Annotated in this window: 17 protein-coding genes; 13 read left to right on the forward strand and 4 right to left on the reverse strand. The window is 64.3% G+C overall.

The annotated features are described in order from the left end of the window. Window positions 1-14 precede the first annotated feature (14 nt). The 4 genes from DFR67_RS14370 (at window position 15) to DFR67_RS14385 (ending at window position 5,517) form a co-directional block, all read left to right on the forward strand. Complete coding sequence (locus tag DFR67_RS14370; protein WP_110470196.1) at window positions 15-1,160, forward strand: thiolase family protein; 1,146 nt, start codon at window positions 15-17, stop codon at window positions 1,158-1,160. 177 nt (window positions 1,161-1,337) lie between these two features. Further along, window positions 1,338-2,882: an AMP-binding protein gene (locus DFR67_RS14375; protein ID WP_110470197.1), complete on the forward strand. Its 1,545-nt coding sequence runs from the start codon at window positions 1,338-1,340 to the stop codon at window positions 2,880-2,882. Further along, window positions 2,882-4,090, forward strand: a complete 1,209-nt coding sequence (locus tag DFR67_RS14380) for an amidohydrolase family protein (protein WP_374693937.1) — start codon at window positions 2,882-2,884, stop codon at window positions 4,088-4,090. The genes DFR67_RS14375 and DFR67_RS14380 overlap by 1 nt, the downstream gene beginning before the upstream one ends. Then, complete coding sequence (locus DFR67_RS14385) at window positions 4,087-5,517, forward strand: FadD3 family acyl-CoA ligase (RefSeq protein WP_110470198.1); 1,431 nt, start codon at window positions 4,087-4,089, stop codon at window positions 5,515-5,517. The genes DFR67_RS14380 and DFR67_RS14385 overlap by 4 nt, the downstream gene beginning before the upstream one ends. A gap of 92 nt (window positions 5,518-5,609) precedes the next feature. Here DFR67_RS14385 and DFR67_RS14390 read toward each other — a convergent pair whose 3' ends face one another. The 4 genes from DFR67_RS14390 to DFR67_RS14405 are packed head-to-tail and all read right to left on the reverse strand — an operon-like array spanning window position 5,610 to window position 10,693. Next, window positions 5,610-6,764 (reverse strand): thiolase C-terminal domain-containing protein, encoded by a 1,155-nt coding sequence (locus DFR67_RS14390; protein ID WP_110470199.1) that lies wholly within the window; start codon window positions 6,762-6,764, stop codon window positions 5,610-5,612. Then, window positions 6,761-7,972 (reverse strand): OB-fold domain-containing protein, encoded by a 1,212-nt coding sequence (locus DFR67_RS14395; protein WP_110470200.1) that lies wholly within the window; start codon window positions 7,970-7,972, stop codon window positions 6,761-6,763. The genes DFR67_RS14390 and DFR67_RS14395 overlap by 4 nt, the downstream gene beginning before the upstream one ends. A gap of 13 nt (window positions 7,973-7,985) precedes the next feature. Beyond that, complete coding sequence (locus tag DFR67_RS14400) at window positions 7,986-9,191, reverse strand: CaiB/BaiF CoA transferase family protein (RefSeq protein WP_110470201.1); 1,206 nt, start codon at window positions 9,189-9,191, stop codon at window positions 7,986-7,988. Continuing rightward, entirely contained in the window at window positions 9,188-10,693 is a 1,506-nt protein-coding gene (locus tag DFR67_RS14405) for an aldehyde dehydrogenase family protein (RefSeq protein WP_110470202.1), read from the reverse strand. Before DFR67_RS14405 ends, DFR67_RS14400 begins: the two co-directional genes overlap by 4 nt. 219 nt (window positions 10,694-10,912) lie before the next feature. Between DFR67_RS14405 and DFR67_RS14410 the strand changes: the two genes are divergently transcribed. The 9 genes from DFR67_RS14410 (at window position 10,913) to DFR67_RS14450 (ending at window position 19,391) form a co-directional block, all read left to right on the forward strand. Then, window positions 10,913-11,719 (forward strand): TauD/TfdA dioxygenase family protein, encoded by an 807-nt coding sequence (locus tag DFR67_RS14410; protein WP_110470203.1) that lies wholly within the window; start codon window positions 10,913-10,915, stop codon window positions 11,717-11,719. Next, complete coding sequence (locus DFR67_RS14415) at window positions 11,716-12,426, forward strand: SDR family NAD(P)-dependent oxidoreductase (RefSeq protein WP_110470399.1); 711 nt, start codon at window positions 11,716-11,718, stop codon at window positions 12,424-12,426. Before DFR67_RS14410 ends, DFR67_RS14415 begins: the two co-directional genes overlap by 4 nt. 71 nt (window positions 12,427-12,497) lie before the next feature. Continuing rightward, window positions 12,498-13,358, forward strand: coding sequence for a mycofactocin-coupled SDR family oxidoreductase (locus DFR67_RS14420; RefSeq protein ID WP_110470400.1), 861 nt, complete (start codon window positions 12,498-12,500; stop codon window positions 13,356-13,358). A 52-nt stretch (window positions 13,359-13,410) separates the two neighbouring features. Beyond that, window positions 13,411-13,605 (forward strand): ferredoxin, encoded by a 195-nt coding sequence (locus DFR67_RS14425; RefSeq protein ID WP_110470204.1) that lies wholly within the window; start codon window positions 13,411-13,413, stop codon window positions 13,603-13,605. Window positions 13,606-13,656: 51 nt separating this feature from the next. After that, a complete protein-coding gene (locus DFR67_RS14430) occupies window positions 13,657-15,018 on the forward strand; it encodes a cytochrome P450 (RefSeq protein WP_110470205.1) in 1,362 nt (453 codons plus the stop codon). A 69-nt stretch (window positions 15,019-15,087) separates the two neighbouring features. After that, complete coding sequence (locus tag DFR67_RS14435) at window positions 15,088-16,755, forward strand: thiolase C-terminal domain-containing protein (protein WP_245937952.1); 1,668 nt, start codon at window positions 15,088-15,090, stop codon at window positions 16,753-16,755. Beyond that, the gene (locus DFR67_RS14440) at window positions 16,752-17,687 is read left to right on the forward strand and encodes an alpha/beta hydrolase (protein WP_110470207.1); all 936 of its coding nucleotides are present in this window, start codon (window positions 16,752-16,754) and stop codon (window positions 17,685-17,687) included. The genes DFR67_RS14435 and DFR67_RS14440 overlap by 4 nt, the downstream gene beginning before the upstream one ends. Before the next feature lie 28 nt (window positions 17,688-17,715). Next, complete coding sequence (locus tag DFR67_RS14445; RefSeq protein WP_110470208.1) at window positions 17,716-18,570, forward strand: NAD(P)-dependent oxidoreductase; 855 nt, start codon at window positions 17,716-17,718, stop codon at window positions 18,568-18,570. Continuing rightward, on the forward strand, window positions 18,570-19,391 hold the full coding sequence (locus DFR67_RS14450; protein WP_110470209.1) for an NAD(P)-dependent oxidoreductase: 822 nt from the start codon (window positions 18,570-18,572) through the stop codon (window positions 19,389-19,391). Before DFR67_RS14445 ends, DFR67_RS14450 begins: the two co-directional genes overlap by 1 nt. Window positions 19,392-19,404 lie beyond the last annotated feature (13 nt).

Raw genomic sequence — 19,404 nt, forward strand, 5'->3', positions numbered from 1 at the left:
GAGGAGTTTCTCATATGAACGACGTTGCCATCATCGGTGTCGGCCTGCATCCATTCGGACGATTCGGCGCCAAGTCGGCCATCGAAATGGCCGCTGACGCAATTCAACTGGCACTGGCCGACTCCGGCGCCCAGTGGAAAGACATCCAGTTCGGTATCGGCGGTAGCTACGAGGTGGACAACACCGATGCCGTGACCCGCCTGGTCGGCCTCACCGGGATCCCGTTCACGAACGTGTTTAACGCGTGCGCGACCTCGGCCAGCGCCATCGAGCAAACCGCCGACGGGATCCGTTCGGGTAAGTACGACATCGGTATCGCGGTGGGCACCGACAAGCATCCGCGCGGAGCGTTCACCGCAGATCCCGCGATGCTCGGCCTCCCCGCCTGGTACGCCGAGAACGGTCAGTTCGTGACCACCCAGTTCTTCGGCATGAAGATCAGCCGATACATCCGCGACCACAACATCTCAGTGGAAACACTCGCGAAAGTTGCTGCGAAGAACTACCGCAACGGCGGCCTCAACGAGAAGGCCTTCCGTCGCAAGCCGATCAGCGAAGACGAGATCCTCGGCGCTCAGATGCTGAACTACCCGCTGACGCACTACATGTTCTGCGCGCCCGACGAAGGTGCGGCCGCAGTGATCATGTGTCGCGGCGACATTGCCAAGCGCTTCACTTCGAACCCGGTTTACCTGCGGTCCACCGCGATCCGCACGCGGACCTACGGTGCTTACGAGGTTCACGCCACCTGGGCCGCCATCGACGAAGACGTCTCCCCTACCGTCTATGCCTCCCGTGCCGCTTACGAGCAGGCCGGCATCGGTCCCGAGGACGTCAACGTGATGCAGCTCCAGGACACCGACGCCGGCGCCGAGGTCATCCACATGGCAGAGAACGGATTCTGTGCCGACGGTGACCAGGAGAAGCTCATTGCCGAGGGGGCGACCGAAATCGGCGGTTCGATGCCTGTCAACACCGACGGCGGTCTGATCGCCAACGGTGAGCCCATCGGTGCGTCAGGGATCCGCCAGGTCCACGAACTCGTCCTGCAGCTACGCGGGCAGGCCGGCGACCGGCAGGTCCCCGGAAAGCCCAAGGTCGGCTACGCGCAGGTGTACGGCGCGCCCGGCACTGCAGCAGCATCGATTCTCTCGCTGTAGCGAAACCCCGGCGCGTGCAGTTCACGTCGCGGTCAGCGGTGGCCCACCCTCGCCTGCTCCTCACCGGAGCAGTGCGAGGCGTGGCCACCGCTTCGTTCGTGAGTCGACCGATGCGCCCGAATCCCTTCTTGTACAGCAACTGTCCGGTCCCTCCTAGGCGCATTGGAGCCCCTCGAGATGCGAACCATTCCCGTCCACCTGGTGCAGAAGTACAAGGACGAGGGGTGGTGGACCGACGAGACGATCGGCGACCTGCTCGCGACCGGTCTGGCCGCAGCACCTGACGTAGAGTTCCGGATCCATTCCGCGGTTCGACCGTGGACAGGGACGTTCGCCGACGTCGAGCTCGTCGCCCGAAGGCTCGCGGCCGGACTCCGCGACAGAGGGGTGGAGCCGGGCGACGTCGTCGCATTCCAGTTGCCCAACTGGATGGAGGCTGCAGCCACATTCTGGGCAACCTCACTTCTCGGGGCCACGGTGGTGCCGATCGTGCACTTCTACGGTCCCAAAGAGGTCGGGTACATCCTCGGCGCGGTCACACCGAAGGTGTACATCACAGCGGAAAGCTTCGGCCGCTGGCAGTTCGACCCCGAGCTCAGTTCGCACGTCCCCATCGTCGGCGTGGTCGGACGGGACTTCGACGACCTCCTCGCCGACGAGCCGATGCCCGGAATCGTCCCCACCGACCCGTCGCTACCGGCCCTCATCGCGTTCACCTCCGGTACGACCAGCTCTCCCAAGGGCGTCATCCACAGTCACCAGTCGCTCGGCCACGAGACACGCCAGCTCGGTGCGTGGTATCCACCCGACCGCGGTCGCCAGCTCACCGCCGCACCGGTCGGTCACTTCATCGGCATGGTGAACGCCTTCCTCATCCCCGTACTCGACGGGTCACCGATCAACCTCACCGACGCCTGGGACCCCGCACAGGCGTTGTCGCTCATGCAGAGCGACGGACTGACCGTCGGCGGTGGTGCCACCTACTTCGTCATCAGTCTGCTCGACCACCCCGACTTCACCTCCGATCACCTGAAGTTCATGAAATATGCCGGACTCGGTGGGTCGTCGGTCCCAGCCGTGGTCACCACCCGCCTGGCCGAGCTCGGGATCACGGTCTTCCGCTCCTACGGCAGCACCGAACACCCCTCGATAGTGGGGTCGATGTACGACGCACCGGAAGAAAAGCGGTTGTTCACCGACGGAGTCGTGTTGTCCGGAGTGGAGATACGCCTGGCGGACGACGGCGAGATCTTCAGTCGCGGACCCGACCTCTGCTTGGGTTACACCGATGCCGAGCTCACTGCCAAACACTTCGACGACGAGGGCTGGTACCGCACAGGCGATGTCGGCGAGCTCGATGAGGACGGGTATCTCACGATCACCGACCGCAAGTCCGACATCATCATCCGCGGTGGTGAGAACATCAGCGCCCTCGAGGTCGAAGAGGTTCTCCTCGGGATGCCCGACGTAGCGGAAGCCGTTGTGGTCGCAGCCCCCGACGCACGCCTCGGCGAGCGCGCTGCCGCCGTTTTACGGCTCCTCCCCGGACGGCCGATGCCGTCGATGGAGGACCTGCGTGCCCACTTCGGCCGAGTCGGAATCGCCAAACAGAAGTGGCCTGAGGAGCTTCACCAGGTCGGCGACTTCCCGCGCACCGCAAGCGGCAAAGTCCAGAAGTTTCTCGTCCGTCGAGACATTGCGACAGCCGGAGAAAGAGAATAGTGTTCTCACTAAAGGAAAAGGAGGATCTCATGCCAGATGCATTGCCGTATCCGTTGTTCGACGCGGACAACCACCTCTACGAGACCGAGGAGGCGCTGACGAAGTTCCTTCCGGACAAGTACAAGGGCGCGATCAAGTACGTCCAGGTGGAGGGTCGTACGAAGATCGCCATCCGTAACCAGATCAGCGACTACATCCCCAACCCGACGTTCGATGTGGTCGCACGCCCGGGTGCCATGGAGGATTACTTCAAGAACGGCAACCCCGAGGGCAAGAGCAAGCGCGAGATCTTCGGCAAGCCGATCAAGTCGCCCGCCGCATTCCGCGAGCCCGGCCCCCGCCTGGAGCTGATGGATCAGCTGCAGATCGACCGGACCCTGATGTTCCCGACGCTTGCGAGCCTCATCGAGGAGCGCATGCGTGACAATCCGGAACTCATTCACGCCGTGGTCCACTCGCTCAACCAGTGGCTGTACGAGAAGTGGTCGTTCAACTACAAGGAGCGGATCTTCACCGTTCCCGTGATCAGCCTGCCCATCGTGGACAAGGCGATCGAAGAGCTCGAGTGGGTTGTCGAACGAGGCGCGAAAGCGATCCTGGTTCGGCCCGCACCGGTGCCCGGATACAAGGGCATGCGGTCGTTCGCACTCCCCGAGTTCGACCCGTTCTGGAAGCGCGTCGTCGAGCTCGATGTGCTGGTCACCCAGCACTCCTCGGACAGCGGCTACGCCCGGTACAACCAGGACTGGGAAGGCAGCGGCGACGAGATGCTCCCCTTCGTCACCAACGCGTTCCGCATGGTCAGCGAATGGCGTCCGATTCAGGACACAGTCGCCTCGTGGGTCTGCCACGGCGCGCTGTTCCGCCACCCGGACCTTCGCATCGCCGTGATCGAAAACGGAGCCAGCTGGCTGCCGCACGTGCTGCAGACCCTGAGCGACGTCTTCAAGAAGGCTCCCGAGGGCTTCGGCATGCAGGACCCTGTCGCGGCCATCAAGAAGAGCATCCACGTGAGCCCCTTCTGGGAAGAGGACTTCAGCAAGCTCACCGCCCTCATCGGCGCCGAGCGCGTGCTGTTCGGTTCGGACTACCCACATCCCGAGGGACTCGCAGAGCCGACCACCTACATCAGCCACATCCAGCACCTCCCGCTCGAAGACCAGAAGCTGGTCATGGGTGGGAACATGGCGAGGTTGCTCAAGGTATGACATGGGAGACCATCCCGCAGATGGTCCTCTCCGCAGGCGACCGCTTCGGTGATGCCGAAGCGGTCGTCGACGGTGAACTCCGGCTGTCCTTCACAGAACTCGCAGAGCGGGTTCGAAGGGCAGCCGGAGCTTTTGCATCAGCGGGTATCGACAAGGGTGATCGGGTGGCCATCTGGGCACCGAACTCCGCCGAGTGGATCATCTCGGCGTTCGGTCTGCTGACCGCCGGCGGTGTCCTCGTCCCGGTGAACACGCGTTACAAGGCAGACGAAGCGTTCGATATCGTCTCGCGCAGCGGAGCGAAAGTTTTACTGGTGCAGCAAGGTTTCCTCGGAACGCAGTACCGCGGACCCGACGGCGTCCCCGTCATCGACCTGAAGTCCAGGTTCCTCTCCAGCGGTGAATTCTTCGAGCGTGAGGTGAGTGGAAGCGACATCGCCGACATCATGTACACCTCCGGCACCACGGGCCGTCCCAAGGGCGTCATGATGAATCACGCCCAGACCCTGCGGCTGTTCTCCGAATGGTGCGACCTCGCCGACCTCCGCGAGGGTGACCGCTATCTGATCGTGAACCCCTTCTTCCACATGTTCGGTTACAAGGCCGGCATGATCGCGTCGATGATCCGCGGTGCCACCATCTACCCCGTGCCGGTCCTCGACGTCGATGAGGTTTTCGATCTCGTGGAGCGCGAGAGGATCACGATGCTTCCCGGTCCCCCGACCCTCTACCAGTCACTCCTGGCGGCCACCGACAGCGGCCGCGACCTGTCTTCCTTGCGGGCCGCTGTCACCGGCTCCGCCGACATCCCCGTCGAGCTGATCCGCCGGATCAAGAACGATCTGCCCTTCGAGACGATCATGACCGGCTACGGGCTCAGTGAGGGAGGCACTGCGACAGCTTCGCGCGCCGGAGACACCTTCGAACAGATCGCGACCACAGTCGGAACCCCCTGCGAGGGCGTTGAACTGCGAATCGCCGAGGACGGCGAAGTACTCATCCGCGGTTACAACGTGATGCAGGGCTATCTGGACGACCCGGTTGCCACAGCCGAGGCGATCGACACCGAGGGCTGGCTGCACACCGGGGACCTCGGTTCTCTCGACGACGACGGCCGGCTGAAGATCATCGGACGCAAGAAAGACATGTTCATCGTCGGAGGCTTCAACGCCTATCCTGCCGAGATCGAGGGTTTTCTGCTGGAGCATCCTGCCGTCGCACAGGCCGCCGTCATCGGCGTGCCCGACGACCGTATGGGCGAGGTCTGCAAAGCGGTCATCGTCGCGAAAGCGCCGGTATCAGAGAGTGATCTGATCGCCTGGAGCCGAGAGCGAATGGCTGGTTTCAAGGTTCCCCGGTACGTCGAGTTCCGTAGCGAACTCCCCACCAACGCGACCGGGAAAGTAGTTAAAGACCAACTCCGCTGACCGGGCCCTCCCAGACGTCGAGCGTGCCGCTACAGCCGACGACCAGACTGTTGAGGCACGGTCGGCGGCGGTAAGGGCAGGGTCGGCGACGGTCAGGGGCCTTCGAGGATGGTCACCGCGGCCACGGCCGTGGGACCACCGATGTTGTGCGCCAACCCGACCCGGGCACCATCGACCTGATTGATCGCCGTGCCGCGAAGCTGATCGAACAACTCGACGCACTGTGCCACGCCGGTGGCACCCGGAGGATGCCCCTTCGACTTCAGTCCGCCACTGGGATTGATCGGCATCGATCCGCCGACGGCCGTGTCACCGGCCTCGAGGAGCTTGTAGCCCTCGAATCGGTTCGCGAATCCCAGGTCTTCGTAGCTGATGAGTTCGACACCGGTGAAGAAGTCGTGGACCTCGGCGACATCGACGTCGGCCGGGGTCATCCCGGCCATCGTGAAGGCCTGCTTCGCAGCCCGCACAGTGGCCGGGAACGTGGTCATATCCGACTTGTGCTGATGCATGACCGAATCGAGTCCAAGCCCGACGCCGCGAACCCAGACCGGTCGATCGGTATAGCGGTCGACGACGTCCTCTGCCGCCAGGATCAGGGCTGCGGCACCGTCACTCTGCGGTGCACAGTCGTAGAGACCGAACGGCGTCACCACCGTCGGCGCCGAAAGTGCCTGCTCCATGGTGATCTCGAACCGCAGGCGCGCCTTCGGATTGTTGACACCCTGGTGGTGGTTCTTCACCGCCACCATGGCCATGTGCTCCCGAGTGGCGGGCGATTCGTGGAGATAACGGCTCACGTGCAAGGCGAATCCCGCGGGCGCCACGACACCGAGGGGGTAGTCCCACGCCATGTCTCGGGAGGTGGCCTCCCACTCCCAGAGCATGTCTTTCGAGGCCGTCTCACGAAGCTTGTCCGCGCCCATCACCAGCGCGACGTCGAAAGCGCCGGATGCGATGCCGTAGAGAGCGTTTCGCACCGCGTCGTTGCCAGTGGCGCAGGAGTTCTCGATCCGGGTCACCGGGATGTCGGGTAACCCGAGGGAATCGGCTAGGATCCCGGACGGGAATCCGTCGGTGGTGCCCATGGCACCGAACCATGCTGCTTGCAGGTCGTTCTTGTCGATTCCCTTGTCGACACTGCTTGCGGCATCGGCGTAGGCCATCGGCAGGAGATCTTTGATACCCAGCGCGAAGTGCTCGGCGAACGGCGTCATGCCCGCTCCAACCACAGCGACTTTCCTCATACCGCCACTCCTTCTGCTCCGAGAGCCGGTGCCGGCTCGATCGCGGCCTCCGGCTCGAATGCGTAGCCGTAATCGGGGACTCCCGATCTCATGGCAACTCTGCGCAACGCCAGCCGTCCGCGATCTCCGATGTCGACGGAGCCGGCATCGGCGCCGGTGACCTTGACCAGCGCGCGCACGTTCACGCCCTCGAGCTCGACGATGACCAACGTGTACGGCGTCTTCAATCCAGGAACCGGAACATGCACCGTGACAGCGGTATAGACAGTTCCAACTCGTGGCAGGGGCACCAGTTCGTACTTGGTCTGCAGAGCCCCGTCGTCCGAGACCTGATAGCGGGGTGGGAACTCGAGGATCTCGCTGCCGACATGCTTGCCGGCCTCCCATCGAACCTTTGCCTCGAACGCCCGCTCGTAGGCGGCCAACGAGATGGGGATCTCGTTGCCCGGGACGTAGACCGTCTCGGGCTTGTCGCGTGGCGCCGGCTCACGGCGGTTGATCGTCACCGATCCCGGGGCGACGGTGATACCGGAAAGGCTCGCCTGTTCCACCGCGACCAACGGACCTGTTGTCTCCGACTCCGCCATCGATGCCAGCGCGAACAGACCCGAGCTCGCGCCGATCGTCGGCAGGGCCATGGATGTGCCCTCACTGAGTTCGGCCGCCTGTTTTGCGTCGACTCCGGCCACGGCCGCAGGATGTTCGAGCCACGCAGCCGCGAGCGACGCGACCAGGCCACGATCGTGCAGCAACCGCGCGTCGCCGTAATCGTGCACTGCTCCCGTCGAATTCCGGGTACGGACCGGCAGGCTGCGGGCGACTCGCGCCGACGTACGAACGTGGAGACCACAATCCGACGTCACGGCGGCCGCGGCGCCGGCAGGCTCGAGATCGACACCGATGACCAGCGTCCGTTGCCGGGCCGAGCTGAGTGCGTCCAGCGTGGCGGGCGCGCCTCCGAGCCGTTCGGTGACCTCGAGTTCGGGATCGAGGTCCAGACCGGCCAGAAGCACTGCCGCGTTGCTGCTCTCGAGGAGCGGCAGGTCACGGGTGACGAGTACGACCGAGTCCACCGGGTTGCCCTTGGCGAGCGCAGCGCGGCCTGCCTCGACCGCCATCGTGATGGCGTCTTCGTCGTCTCCGACCACCCGATGATCAGCGCCGCCCCACGGGGGCAGGTAGGTGCCGATGGACGCGATGTATGGCATGTGGATCTCCTGCTTACGTGACCGCGCCTGCGGTCTTGAGTTCGATGATTCGGTCCCACTCCAGCCCGAGCTCGAGAAGGATCTCGTCGGTGTCGGCCGCGAACTCCGGTGCGGGACCGGTGTGGGTGGCACCAACATCGAATTGGACGGGACTGGAAACCAATTCGATCTCACCGGCCTGGACGAAGTAGTCGTTGGCCCGGACCTGGGGATCGACGGTCACCTGGAGAGAATCCTGTACCGGTGCCCACGGCCCGGCCAATGTCTGCAGCCGCGTGGTCCAGTCCTCGAGCGTGCGCTTGGCGAACGCCTCACGCAGGATCGACACGGCCTCGGCGCAGTTCGCGGTGATGTCGCTTGCTGTTGCGAATCGCGGATCGTCGATCAGATCCTCGCGCTCGATGTGTCGACACACATCCGCCCAGAACTTCGTCGGCTGCATCATGACCAGGGAGAGGTAGCGGCCGTCGGACGTGGTGTACAGACCGGTCAACGGATTCACCGGCGAGCCATGAACGCCGGGAACCGGCGCCACCATGGGCTCTTTGAGATGCGCAGACAACGCTATGCCGTGGCCCATGGCGTACAGCCCGCTGCCGAGCAGCGACACGTCGACCACCGAACTCTCGCCTGTCCGCTCTCTTTTCACCAGGGCGGCCGCGACACCGCCTGCAAGATTGGCCCCCGAGATCGTGTCACCGTACGCCGGGCCCGGCGGCGCGATCATGCCTTCGGTTCCCGGCGGGGTGACAGTCGCCGCGGTGCCCGCCCGGCACCAGAAGGCCGTCATGTCGTAACCGCCCCGGTCGGCCTCATCGCCGCGGGGCCCGAGCGCGCTGCCCCTGGCGTAGATGATCTTCGGGTTCACCGCACGGATGTCGTCGACGTCGATTCCAAACTTTTCGCGGTGCTGTGGGAGGAAGCTCGTGAGGAACACGTCGGCCCGGCGCACCAAGTCGTAGAGAAGCTCTCGCCCTTCGGGTTTGGACATGTCGAGCCCGAAACTCCGCTTGCCACGATTGGCGTGTTCGACGTTCGGGTTCGGATCGCCGACCACCTTCATCTGACCCGTCTGACGCAGTCCACGTTGCGGGTCACCGGTGACGGCGTGCTCGATCTTGATCACCTCGGCGCCCCAATCCGAGAGCACTCCGCCCGCGGACGGGACGAAACCGTACATGGCGACCTCGAGGACGCGAATCCCTTCGAGTGGCCTCACGAGGCAGCCACCACCGGTGCCGCGAAAGCCTTCTGCTCGAGGAACTCCTCGAGGCCGGACGCGCTCATCTCGCGCCCCAATCCCGACTGCTTGTAGCCGCCGAACGGCACGTCCGGGGTGAAATAGTTTCCGCCGTTGATGCTGAACGTACCGGTGCGGATACGGCGCCCGATCGCGATCGCACGATCCTCGTCGGCACTCAGGACGCCGCCGGAGAGACCGAACTGGGAGTCGTTGGCGATCCGCACCGCATCGTCGTCGCCGTCGTAAGGGATCACGGCCAGTACGGGTCCGAAAACCTCGTCTTGTGCGATCTCGCTGGACGGGTCCACATTCGCGAGCAGAGTGGGCTTGTAGAAGTAGCCCGGGCTGACGCGCTCGCCGCCGGTCACCAAGGTGGCGCCCGCCTCGACCGCGCGCTGGACCATGCCGTCGACCTTGTCTCGCTGACGCTCGCTGATCAACGGACCCATGTACATCTTCGGGTTGGTCGGATCGCCGTACGGGACGTGTTCCATCATGGCCGAGACCATCGCGACGATTTCATCGTGCTTGTCACGCGGCACCAGCAGGCGTGTGGTCAGCGCGCAGCCCTGACCCGCGTGCGAACAGATACTGAACGCCGCGAACTGCGCAGTGGTCTTGAAGTCGGCGTCGTCGAGCACCAGCAGTGCAGACTTGCCGCCGAGTTCGAGGAATACCCGCTTGAGGGTGTCCGCCGCGGCGGCCATGATCTTCTTACCCACCGGCGTGGAGCCGGTGAAGGAGACCACGTCGACATCAGGGTGCGTTGTCATCACCTCGCCGACCGCGATCTCGGTGGAAGAGAGGACGTTGACGACGCCGGCGGGGATGTCGGTGTGCTCGGCGATCAGTTCGCCCAGAGCCAGGGTCAGCAGTGGAGTATCCGGCGCACCCTTGAGGATCACCGTGCATCCGGCCGCGAGCGAGGGAGCGAGTTTCGCGAGCGCGAGTTGCGTCGGGTAGTTGTATGCGGCAATGGCCGAGACCACCCCGGCAGCTTCCTTTTCGACCCAACGCCGGTGGAGCTTGCCACTGAGTTCGACCTCGCCGAGGTCTTCGCTGAGGGGGTAGGTGCGGAGCAGGTCCGCGTAGTACTTGATGATGCCGATCGGCGCTTCGAGTTGGTTGCCGTGGGTGAGGAGGCGGGTCGCTCCCACCTCGGCCATCGTCAGTTCCCGGAGGTCCTCGAGATTGTCCAGCATCGCCTGGTGCAGCTGATCGAGGCACTTGATGCGGAATTCGACGTTCGTGGACCAGTCCGTGGTGTCGAAGGCCCGACGAGCAGCTTCGACAGCGGCCTTCGCTTCGGCGACACCCGCATCCGGCGCATGGCCGTAGACCTCACCGGTTGCCGGGTTCAGCGAGGGAAAGGTCTTGTCGAGGGAGACGAGCTCGCCGTCGATGAGCAAGCGCTTCCGGACGCCGCCGCTCGCCGGATTGACTTCTCCACTGGTCGCCAACGTTTCCTGGGCTGCCATAGCGCCTCCTCGAATCTATGAAAACTTCATTCTCAAATATGACCAACGCCACATCCGCTTTCTTCGCACTGTAGCAACAAAATCCGTGATCGCCTACCTCCAATCCCCCCGCTCAGGCGTCGGCCGCGCGAGCGGAAAGGTCCAGAACAGGCGCAGTGCACACTTGCCGACTGCTACGTTCGGAGAGTATCGTTCTCGCAAAACGAAAGGGATGTTCTTGTGATTGAGACAACAGCCATCACCCCGGCCCTGGGTGTTCAGGTCTCCGGCGTCGAGGATCTCCTCGACGATGCAGTGGCCGCACAGTGCCTGGAAGCGCTGAAATGGCGCGGTGTCCTCCTGATTCGGGGCCTGAACCTCGACGACGATCAGCAGGTGGCCTTCAGCCGCAAACTCGGTGACGTCCTGGCTCCCGGCGGCAAAGAGGTCTTCGTGGTCTCACTGGACCCGGAGAAGAACAAGTCCGCTTCTTACCTGCGCGGAACACTCTTCTGGCATATCGACGACACCACGAACGACGTGCCGGCCAAAGCGACGATGCTGACGGCCAGGCACGTGGCGATGGTGGGTGGCGGCACCGAGTTCGCCAGCACCTACGCGGCCTACGAGAACCTGCCCGAGGAGGAGAAGAAGCGCTACGAGGGTCTGCGCGTGGTCCACAGTTTCGAGGCGGCGCAGCGTCTGGTCGACCCCGAGCCCAGCGACGAGTTGGTTGCCTCGTGGCGACGGATACCCACCCACGAGACCTCCCTGGTGTGGGACCGCAAGGACGGCCGGCGTTCCCTTGCCATCGGCGCGACCGCCGACCACATCGTCGGAATGCGCCCAGAGGAAAGCCGCGAACTACTCGACGAACTCCTTGCCTGGTCCACCCAGGAGCGTTTCAGCTACACCCACGACTGGGAGGTCAACGACGTGGTCATCTGGGACAACACCGGCATGCTCCATCGCGCCCTGCCGTATGACCCGAAGTCGGAACGGACCATGCACCGCACGACGATGGCCGGAAACGAGCCGTGGGCATGAGCACCAAGACAGCAGTCGTCACCGGCGGCGGTTCGGGAATCGGCCACGCCATCGTCGAGCGTCTGGTCGCTGACGGTTTCAATGTCGCCTCGTTCGACCGGACGCCGAGCGACGAGAAGAACACGTACACCGTCGATGTCACCAGCCGTGAGCAGATCGACGCCGCGATGACAGAGGTACGGGAGACGTTCGGCCCGGTCACCGTTTTGGTCAACGCCGCGGGCGTCGACAGCTTCGGCCGCTTCGTCGATCTCGATTTCGATGAGTGGCAGAAGATCATCAACGTCAACCTCCATGGCACCTATCACTGCATCCAGGCTGCGTTGCCGGACATGCTCTCGGGCAAGTGGGGGCGGATCGTCAACATATCGTCGTCGAGCGCACATTCGGGCCAGCCGTACATGTCGGCGTACGTCTCTGCCAAGTCCGCTGTCAACGGCCTCACCAAGTCCCTGGCTCTCGAACTCGGCCCTGTGGGAATCACCGTCAACGCAGTCCCACCGGGCTTCGTCGACACCCCGTTGCTACGCAATGCCGAGGGACTCAAGCGACTCGGCGGCACCGTCGAAGAGCACGTCCTCAAGACCCCGGTGCGACGAGTCGGTCGCCCAGAGGACATCGCTGCGGCCTGTTCGTTCCTGATCTCCGAGGACGCCAGCTACATCACCGGCCAGATCCTCGGTGTCAACGGCGGCCGTAATACGTAAACGCCCACCGATGCCCGGCGTCGGTGTTTCTATTTTCGCAACCAGCTGAGAAGTATCGAAAGGTGTTCACCATGGGTCGTGTAGAGGGCAAGGTCGCGTTCATCACGGGAGCCGCGCGCGGGCAGGGCCGGAGCCATGCGCTCCGTCTCGCCGAAGAGGGCGCCGACATCATCGCCGTCGACTTCTGCACCGACTTCGAGACCATCGGGTACCCGATGTCCACGCCGGAAGATCTGGCCGAAACAGCCAAACTGGTCGAGAAGTTCGACCGTCGCGTCGTCACGGTCCAGGCCGACGTCCGGAACGCAGACCAGATGAAGGCCGCCCTGGACACCGGCCTGGCCGAGTTGGGCAAGGTCGACATCGTGGTGGCCCAGGCCGGCATCGCCGGTATGAAGGGCGAACCCCGCTGGCAGTCGTTCACCGACGTGGTGAACGTCAACCTCGTCGGTGTCATCAACGCCGTGTCGGTCGCATTGCCGCACCTGACCGAAGGCGCATCGGTCATCGCCACCGGCTCTACAGCGGCCCTGATGGACGTCAGCAAGGTCGACGTTCCCGGAAAGGATCCGGGCGGCGTCGGTTACGTGTACTCCAAGCGTGCGCTCACCGAGTACATCCACCACCTCGCGCTGCACATCGCTCCGGAAGGCATCCGGGCCAACGTGATCCATCCGACGAATTGCAATACCCCGATGTTGCAGAGCGAACCGATGTACCGGTCGTTCCGGCCCGACCTGGAGCACCCCACGCGTGCGGACGCCGAGCCCGCGTTCGGCGTTCAGCAGGCCATGAAGATCCCCTACATCGAGCCCTCCGACATCAGCAACATGGTGTTGTTCCTCGCCTCGGAGGAATCCCGGTACGTGACGGGTATGCAGATGCGTGTCGACGGCGGCGGCTATCTGAAGTGGTACGACGTCAAGTTCTGATCGCCTTGCCCCGGTTCCATCATCCAATCCCCTTCAAGATCAGGAGTACATCGTGAAAGTGCAGGTCGATCAGGATCGGTGCCAGGGGCACACGCTCTGCGCGATGATCGCGCCCGACATCTTCGAGCTCAGTGACATCGACGGCCACGCCACAGCCATCTCAGGTGACGTTCCGTCCGGCTCCGAGAAGAGCGTGCGCGAGGCCGTCGCATCGTGCCCCGAGAAGGCCATCTCCATCACCGAGTAGTTGCCCGCGCCCCGGGTGGCGACCAGTCGAACATCAAGAGAGGACAACGCTGTGAGCGTTGACGACGTCACCGAAGACGACCGAAAGAAACACCGCTTCAACTTCGAGCGCCACGCACCGCACTACCGCGATCAGTTCGAGGCGGTCACGCAGAAGATGCAGTCCGAATGCCCGATCGCGTGGAGCGACACCTATGACGGTCACTGGGTGGCAGCGGGCAACAAGGAAGTGTTCGAACTCGCCCGCTGCCCTCACGTCTCGAACGACCACGACGTGACCGGAGAAGGCACCGGCTACAAGGGAATCTCGATCCCGACAGCCAAGCGCGCCAACGGTATCCGGGGCGGCATCCTGGAGATGGACGAACCGGACCACAAGAACTACCGTGGTTTCCTGAACCCCTACTTGTCGCCGGCCGCGGTGAAGCGCTGGATACCCTTCATCGACGAGGTGGTGGGAGCCTGCCTAGACGAGAAGATCGAATCCGGTCGAATCGATTTCGTCGACGAGCTCGCCAACATCGTGCCCGCGGTACTGACATTGGGTATGCTCGGGATCCCCTTGGAGAAGTGGACGATCTACAACGAACCCGTCCACGCCGCGGTCTACACGCCCCCCGACTCCCCCGACATCGAACGCGTCGGCGAACTGCACAAGAAGATGGGGCTCGATCTCTTCACCTCCCTCATGGAGATCAGGGAAAATCCGCGCCCCGGTTTGATCAACGAGTTGCTCCAAGCCAGGATCGACGGAGAACCCCTGCCCGACATGGAGATCTTCGGCAACCTGGGTCTTCTCATCGGTGGCGGCTTCGACACCACCACTGCACTGACCGCGCACTCACTCGAGTGGCTCTCGGAGAATCCGGAGCAGCGTCAGCACCTCAGCGAGAACCGCGACGAGATGCTCGACGCGGCCACCGAGGAATTCTTGCGCTACTTCACCCCGGCACCGGGCGACGGCCGCACCATCAACGAAGACGTCGAGATGGAGGGCATCCAGTTCAGGGAGGGCGACCGACTCTGGCTGTCCTGGGCGATGGCCAACCGTGACCCGGAGGTGTTCGACGACCCCAATGAGATCGTTCTCGATCGAACCGGCAACCGCCACTACAGCTTCGGACTCGGCGTGCATCGCTGCGTCGGATCGAATGTGGCGCGGACAGTCTTCAAACGGATGCTCCTGGCCGTGCTGGACCGGATGCCGGACTACCGATGCGACCCCGAGACCACCGTCCACTACGACACCATCGGTGTCATCCAAGGCATGCGCCATCTGCCTGCGACCTTCACACCCGGACCGCGCACGCACGCCGGACTCGACGAGACCCTGGTGAAGCTGCAGAAGATGGTTGACGAGGAACGCCTCGCCGAACCGCTCGTCATCGCCAAGCGCAACGCGACCGGCAAGTAACAGAACGCTCGTCTCGACCGCCGCCGCGAAGACCGCGGCGGCGGTCGAGGCATGAACAGGAGATTTCCCGTGACCGAGAAGACGTCGCGACCTCTGCCGTTGCTCACGGGCGACAACGAGTTCTTCTGGACCTCCGGGGCAGATGGACTCCTCCGGATCCAGGAATGTCAGACCTGCGAGTCGCTGATCCATCCACCGCAACCGGTGTGCAGATATTGCCGCGGGCACGAGATGGGCAACCGCGCCGTGACCGGGTTCGCCACCCTCATCGGCTTCACCAGAAATGAACGCTTCAGCCTCCCCGGGATGCCCGCACCCTACGTGGTGGCGCAGGTCGCACTCGAAGAAGACTCGCGAATCCGATTGACCACCAACGTTGTCGAGTGCGAGTTTGCCGAACTCGAGTTGGGCATGCGCATGGAGGTGGTCTTCGAACACCAGGACGACGTCTGGTTCCCACTCTTTCGCCCGGCGCCGGATACGACCACCCAACCGGCTGCGGCGCCGTCAGACGAGATCAACCCCGACGCCTTCGCGCACCATGTGCGACCGATGGTCGGTACCGACAAGTTCGAGGACAAGGTCGCGCTCACCGGGGTCGGGATGTCCGACATCGGCAGGCGATTGATGGTGTCGCCGTTGTCGCTGACGATCGCGGCTTGCGAACGTGCGGTCGCGGACGCGGGTCTGAGCCTCGACGACATCGACGGACTGTCCAGCTACCCCGGCGCCGGCAACGTCGGGGGTTTCGGTGAAGGCGGCGTCACGGCGCTGGAGTCAGCACTCGGAATCCGCCCGACCTGGTACAACGGCGGGATCGAGACATTCGGACCCGGCGGTTCGGTGATCGCCGCAATGCTCGCGGTCGCCGGCGGACTTGCCCGCCACGTCCTGTGTTTTCGAACCCTCTGGGAATCGACACACGGCGAATTGATGAAGCAGGGCAAGATGAGTCCGCCGGGAGGCGGCGGCCGCACCACCAGTTGGATGATGCCTTTCGGTGGAGTCTCTGCCGCACACACACTCGCCCAGAACGCCCAACGACACTTCAACCGCTATGGCACCACACGCGAAACGCTCGGGTCGATTGCGTTGAACCAGCGGGCCAATGCCGCGCTCAACCCCACCGCGATCTACCGCGACCCGATGACGATGGACGACTATCTGTCCGCCCGGACCATCACGACGCCGTTCGGACTCTACGACTGCGATGTGCCCTGCGATGGTGCGGTGGCCGTGATCGTGTCGGCGAAGGACGCGGCCTTCGACCTGCCGAAACCGCCGGTACTCGTCGAAGCGGTGGGGACGCAGATCATCGAGCGCATGGAATGGGACCAGAGCACCCTCACGCATGAGCCTCAGGTCCTCGGCCAAGCTGCGCACATGTGGTCACGAACATCGTTGCGACCCAGCGATGTCGACGTTGCCGAGCTCTACGACGGATTCACCTTCAATTGCCTCTCGTGGATCGAGGCACTGGGGTTCTGCGGTATCGGAGAGGCGAAGGACTTTCTCGATGGGGGCAGGAACATCGCGCGCGATGGCGTGCTCCCGCTCAACACCCACGGCGGTCAGCTCTCCCACGGCCGCACTCATGGGATGGGGCTCCTGCATGAGGCGATCACCCAGCTACGGGGAGAGGCCGGGCCGCGGCAGGTGGCGGACGCTCGGGTGTCCGTGGTGAGCAGCGGCGGCCTGACGCCGAGCGGCGTCCTACTGTTGAGGTCGGCGTCATGACAGCCACCGAGGCGCATACGCCCACCATCCGCAAAGCTCCCGGCGTCCCGTTCGGCGGGGAGCCGGTCCGACGGGTGGTGGATGTCGACGGTATCCCGATGTCGGCTCTGCTCGCCGCGGCACCGATTCCCCGCGGTGTGATCGTGGCCCTGCATGGTGGCGCGACCAGTTCGGCCTACTTCGACTGCCCTGGGCATCCCCGGCACTCGTTGATCCGGGTCGCGTCGGCGCTCGGCTACACGATCATCGCTCTTGATCGACCGGGGTACGGGAGTTCACATCCGCATGCCGATGAGATCCGCTCCGACGACCACCGGGTCGAGCTCGCCTACGGTGCAGTCGACAAGCTGCTCGAGACGCGCTCGTCCGGCTCCGGCATGTTCCTGTTCGCGCATTCTGTGGGTAGCGAGCTGGCCGTCCGCATGGCGGCCACCGAACGCGGACATTCCCTGCTCGGTATCGAGCTGTCCGGCACGGGAACAGAGCATCATCCTGACTCCTCCAAGGCATTTCCCCCGAACGATCCCGGTGCCAGGCCCGACGGTTCCGCAGTCCGGGAGCTCCTGTGGAATCCCAGCCGGCTTTATCCGCCTGACATCCACGGCGGCCGGGACATCGCAGCTCGCGGCCCCGGCTACGAGTACGAGGTTGTTCGGGACTGGCCACTGAAGAACTTCCCGGACTTGGCCGCGCAGATCGCGGTGCCGGTGCACTTCACCGTCGGAGAGTACGAACGGGTCTGGCGCAACGACCCGGACGCGCGATTCGACCTGGGGGCGCTGTTCAGCGCGTCGCCGCGCGTTGTCGTGGAGGAGCAGTTCGACGGCGGTCACAACCTCAGCCTCGGCAACACTGCGATGGCGTACCACCTCAACGTGCTCTCCTTCATCGAGGAATGCATCGACGCGCGCAACCCCGGGGATATCCAATGACAAGCCGCTGTGAGTTGGGAGCAAGCTGATGCGAATCGGGTTCATCGGTCTCGGTAGTCAGGGCGGGCCCATGGCACGCCGGATCATCGACGCCGGGTACGAGACGACATTGTGGGCGCGCAGGCACAGTTCTCTGTTGCCCTACGTCGAGACGCCGGCAAAGGTCGTCGGCACACTCGCCGAGTTGGGTGCAGCCAGCGACCTGGTGTGCATATGTGTGGTCGACGATGCAGGTGTCCGCGAAGTGATCACCGGCGAAAACGGTGTACTGCAGGGTATGAGCGACGGTGGGGTGATTGCGATTCACAGCACCGTGCACCCGGACACCTGCCGCGATCTCTCCACCGAGGCTGCCCGACACGGGGTCTCGATCATCGATGCACCCGTCAGCGGCGGCGGCCCAGGCGCCGCCGCAGGCACTCTGCTCGTGATGGTCGGCGGGGAGACCGAGGTGGTCGAACGTTGCCGCCCCGTTTTCGACACGTATGCCGATCCCGTTGTCCACCTCGGAGGCCTCGGTTCGGGTGAGGTGGCGAAGCTACTGAACAATTTGCTGTTCACGGCCAACTTGGCCACGGCGGCAAGCACTCTCCGGCTCGGCGAGTCGCTCGGTGTCGATCCGGCCAGGCTCGGTGAGGTCATCACGCACGGGACCTCCAACAGTTTCGCGCTCGGCCGGGTGGTGTCGGCCGGTGGCACCCTCGATCGCATTGCCGCGCATGCCGGCGAATTGCTGCGTAAGGACGTCGGCCTGGTGGCCGGTCTGGCCGAGGCGGCGGGCACCGAGGCCGGCATCGTCCTCGACGCGGCTGACGCGACGCTGGCGATGATGGACCACACCCGCCCGAACTCTGTTCGCACTGCGCCGGCACAGGAGTCTTGATGCAGATCGGATTCGTCGGCACCGGCCGGATGGGGTTGCCGATGGTACGCCGGCTGATTGCCGGGGGGCATCAGGTGCGAGCGTTGACGCGTTCCGCCGAGAGCCGTGATGTGGTTGCCGCGGAGGGCGCCGAGGCCGTCGCCGACATCAGCGAGGTCGGCTTGGATTCTGATGTCGTCATCGTGTGTGTGTTCACCGACGAACAGGTACTCGAGGTCTGTCTCAAAGGCACGCTGATCGCCTCCATGCCTCCGGGGTCGGCCCTGGTCATCCATACGACCGGAAGTCCGGCCACTGCTACCGAGATCGCGCAACGCGCAAAGCCCTTCGGAGTACGGGTGGTCGACGCACCGGTCAGCGGCGGCCCGCACAACATCGCTGCCGGTGAGCTCACGATGTTCGCCGGTGGAGACCCCGAGGTGGTCGAACAGGTCCGACCCGCACTGCAATGCTACGGAGACCGCATCCTGCCAGTCGGGGCACTCGGCAACGGCCAGCGCGTCAAGCTTGTCAACAACGCCCTCTTCGCCGCCCAGATCGGCCTGCTGCGGGAGGGAGTGCGTCTCGGCGCCGAACTCGGCATCGACGAGACCACGCTGCTCGGCGCCCTGCCCTATGCCAGCTCGAACAGTCGGGTCCTGACCGGTGTCGCGGCCCGCGGATCGGTGTCAGCGTTCAGTACCGCGGTCGGAGAGTTCGTCGACAAAGACGTGGCGGTCGTGCGCAGAGTCGCAACCGAACTCGGCAGCGAGCTGGGCCTCATCGACGAGGTGATCGGCTCCCGGTTCGATTCTGCCGGAGTGTCGGCGCCGACCGCGTAGCACGCGGCAGGCG

The organism is Williamsia limnetica (genome assembly GCF_003217475.1).
Classification (GTDB): domain Bacteria; phylum Actinomycetota; class Actinomycetes; order Mycobacteriales; family Mycobacteriaceae; genus Williamsia; species Williamsia limnetica.

Bases quoted from the DNA above. Each gene is read 5' to 3' on its own strand.
- DFR67_RS14370 (WP_110470196.1), top strand. From the start codon at position 15: ATGAACGACGTTGCCATCATCGGTGTCGGCCTGCATCCATTCGGACGA.
- DFR67_RS14375 (WP_110470197.1), top strand. From the start codon at position 1,338: ATGCGAACCATTCCCGTCCACCTGGTGCAGAAGTACAAGGACGAGGGG.
- DFR67_RS14385 (WP_110470198.1), top strand. From the start codon at position 4,087: ATGACATGGGAGACCATCCCGCAGATGGTCCTCTCCGCAGGCGACCGC.
- DFR67_RS14390 (WP_110470199.1), bottom strand. From the start codon at position 6,764: ATGAGGAAAGTCGCTGTGGTTGGAGCGGGCATGACGCCGTTCGCCGAG.
- DFR67_RS14395 (WP_110470200.1), bottom strand. From the start codon at position 7,972: ATGCCATACATCGCGTCCATCGGCACCTACCTGCCCCCGTGGGGCGGC.
- DFR67_RS14405 (WP_110470202.1), bottom strand. From the start codon at position 10,693: ATGGCAGCCCAGGAAACGTTGGCGACCAGTGGAGAAGTCAATCCGGCG.
- DFR67_RS14415 (WP_110470399.1), top strand. From the start codon at position 11,716: ATGAGCACCAAGACAGCAGTCGTCACCGGCGGCGGTTCGGGAATCGGC.
- DFR67_RS14420 (WP_110470400.1), top strand. From the start codon at position 12,498: ATGGGTCGTGTAGAGGGCAAGGTCGCGTTCATCACGGGAGCCGCGCGC.
- DFR67_RS14440 (WP_110470207.1), top strand. From the start codon at position 16,752: ATGACAGCCACCGAGGCGCATACGCCCACCATCCGCAAAGCTCCCGGC.
- DFR67_RS14445 (WP_110470208.1), top strand. From the start codon at position 17,716: ATGCGAATCGGGTTCATCGGTCTCGGTAGTCAGGGCGGGCCCATGGCA.
- DFR67_RS14450 (WP_110470209.1), top strand. From the start codon at position 18,570: ATGCAGATCGGATTCGTCGGCACCGGCCGGATGGGGTTGCCGATGGTA.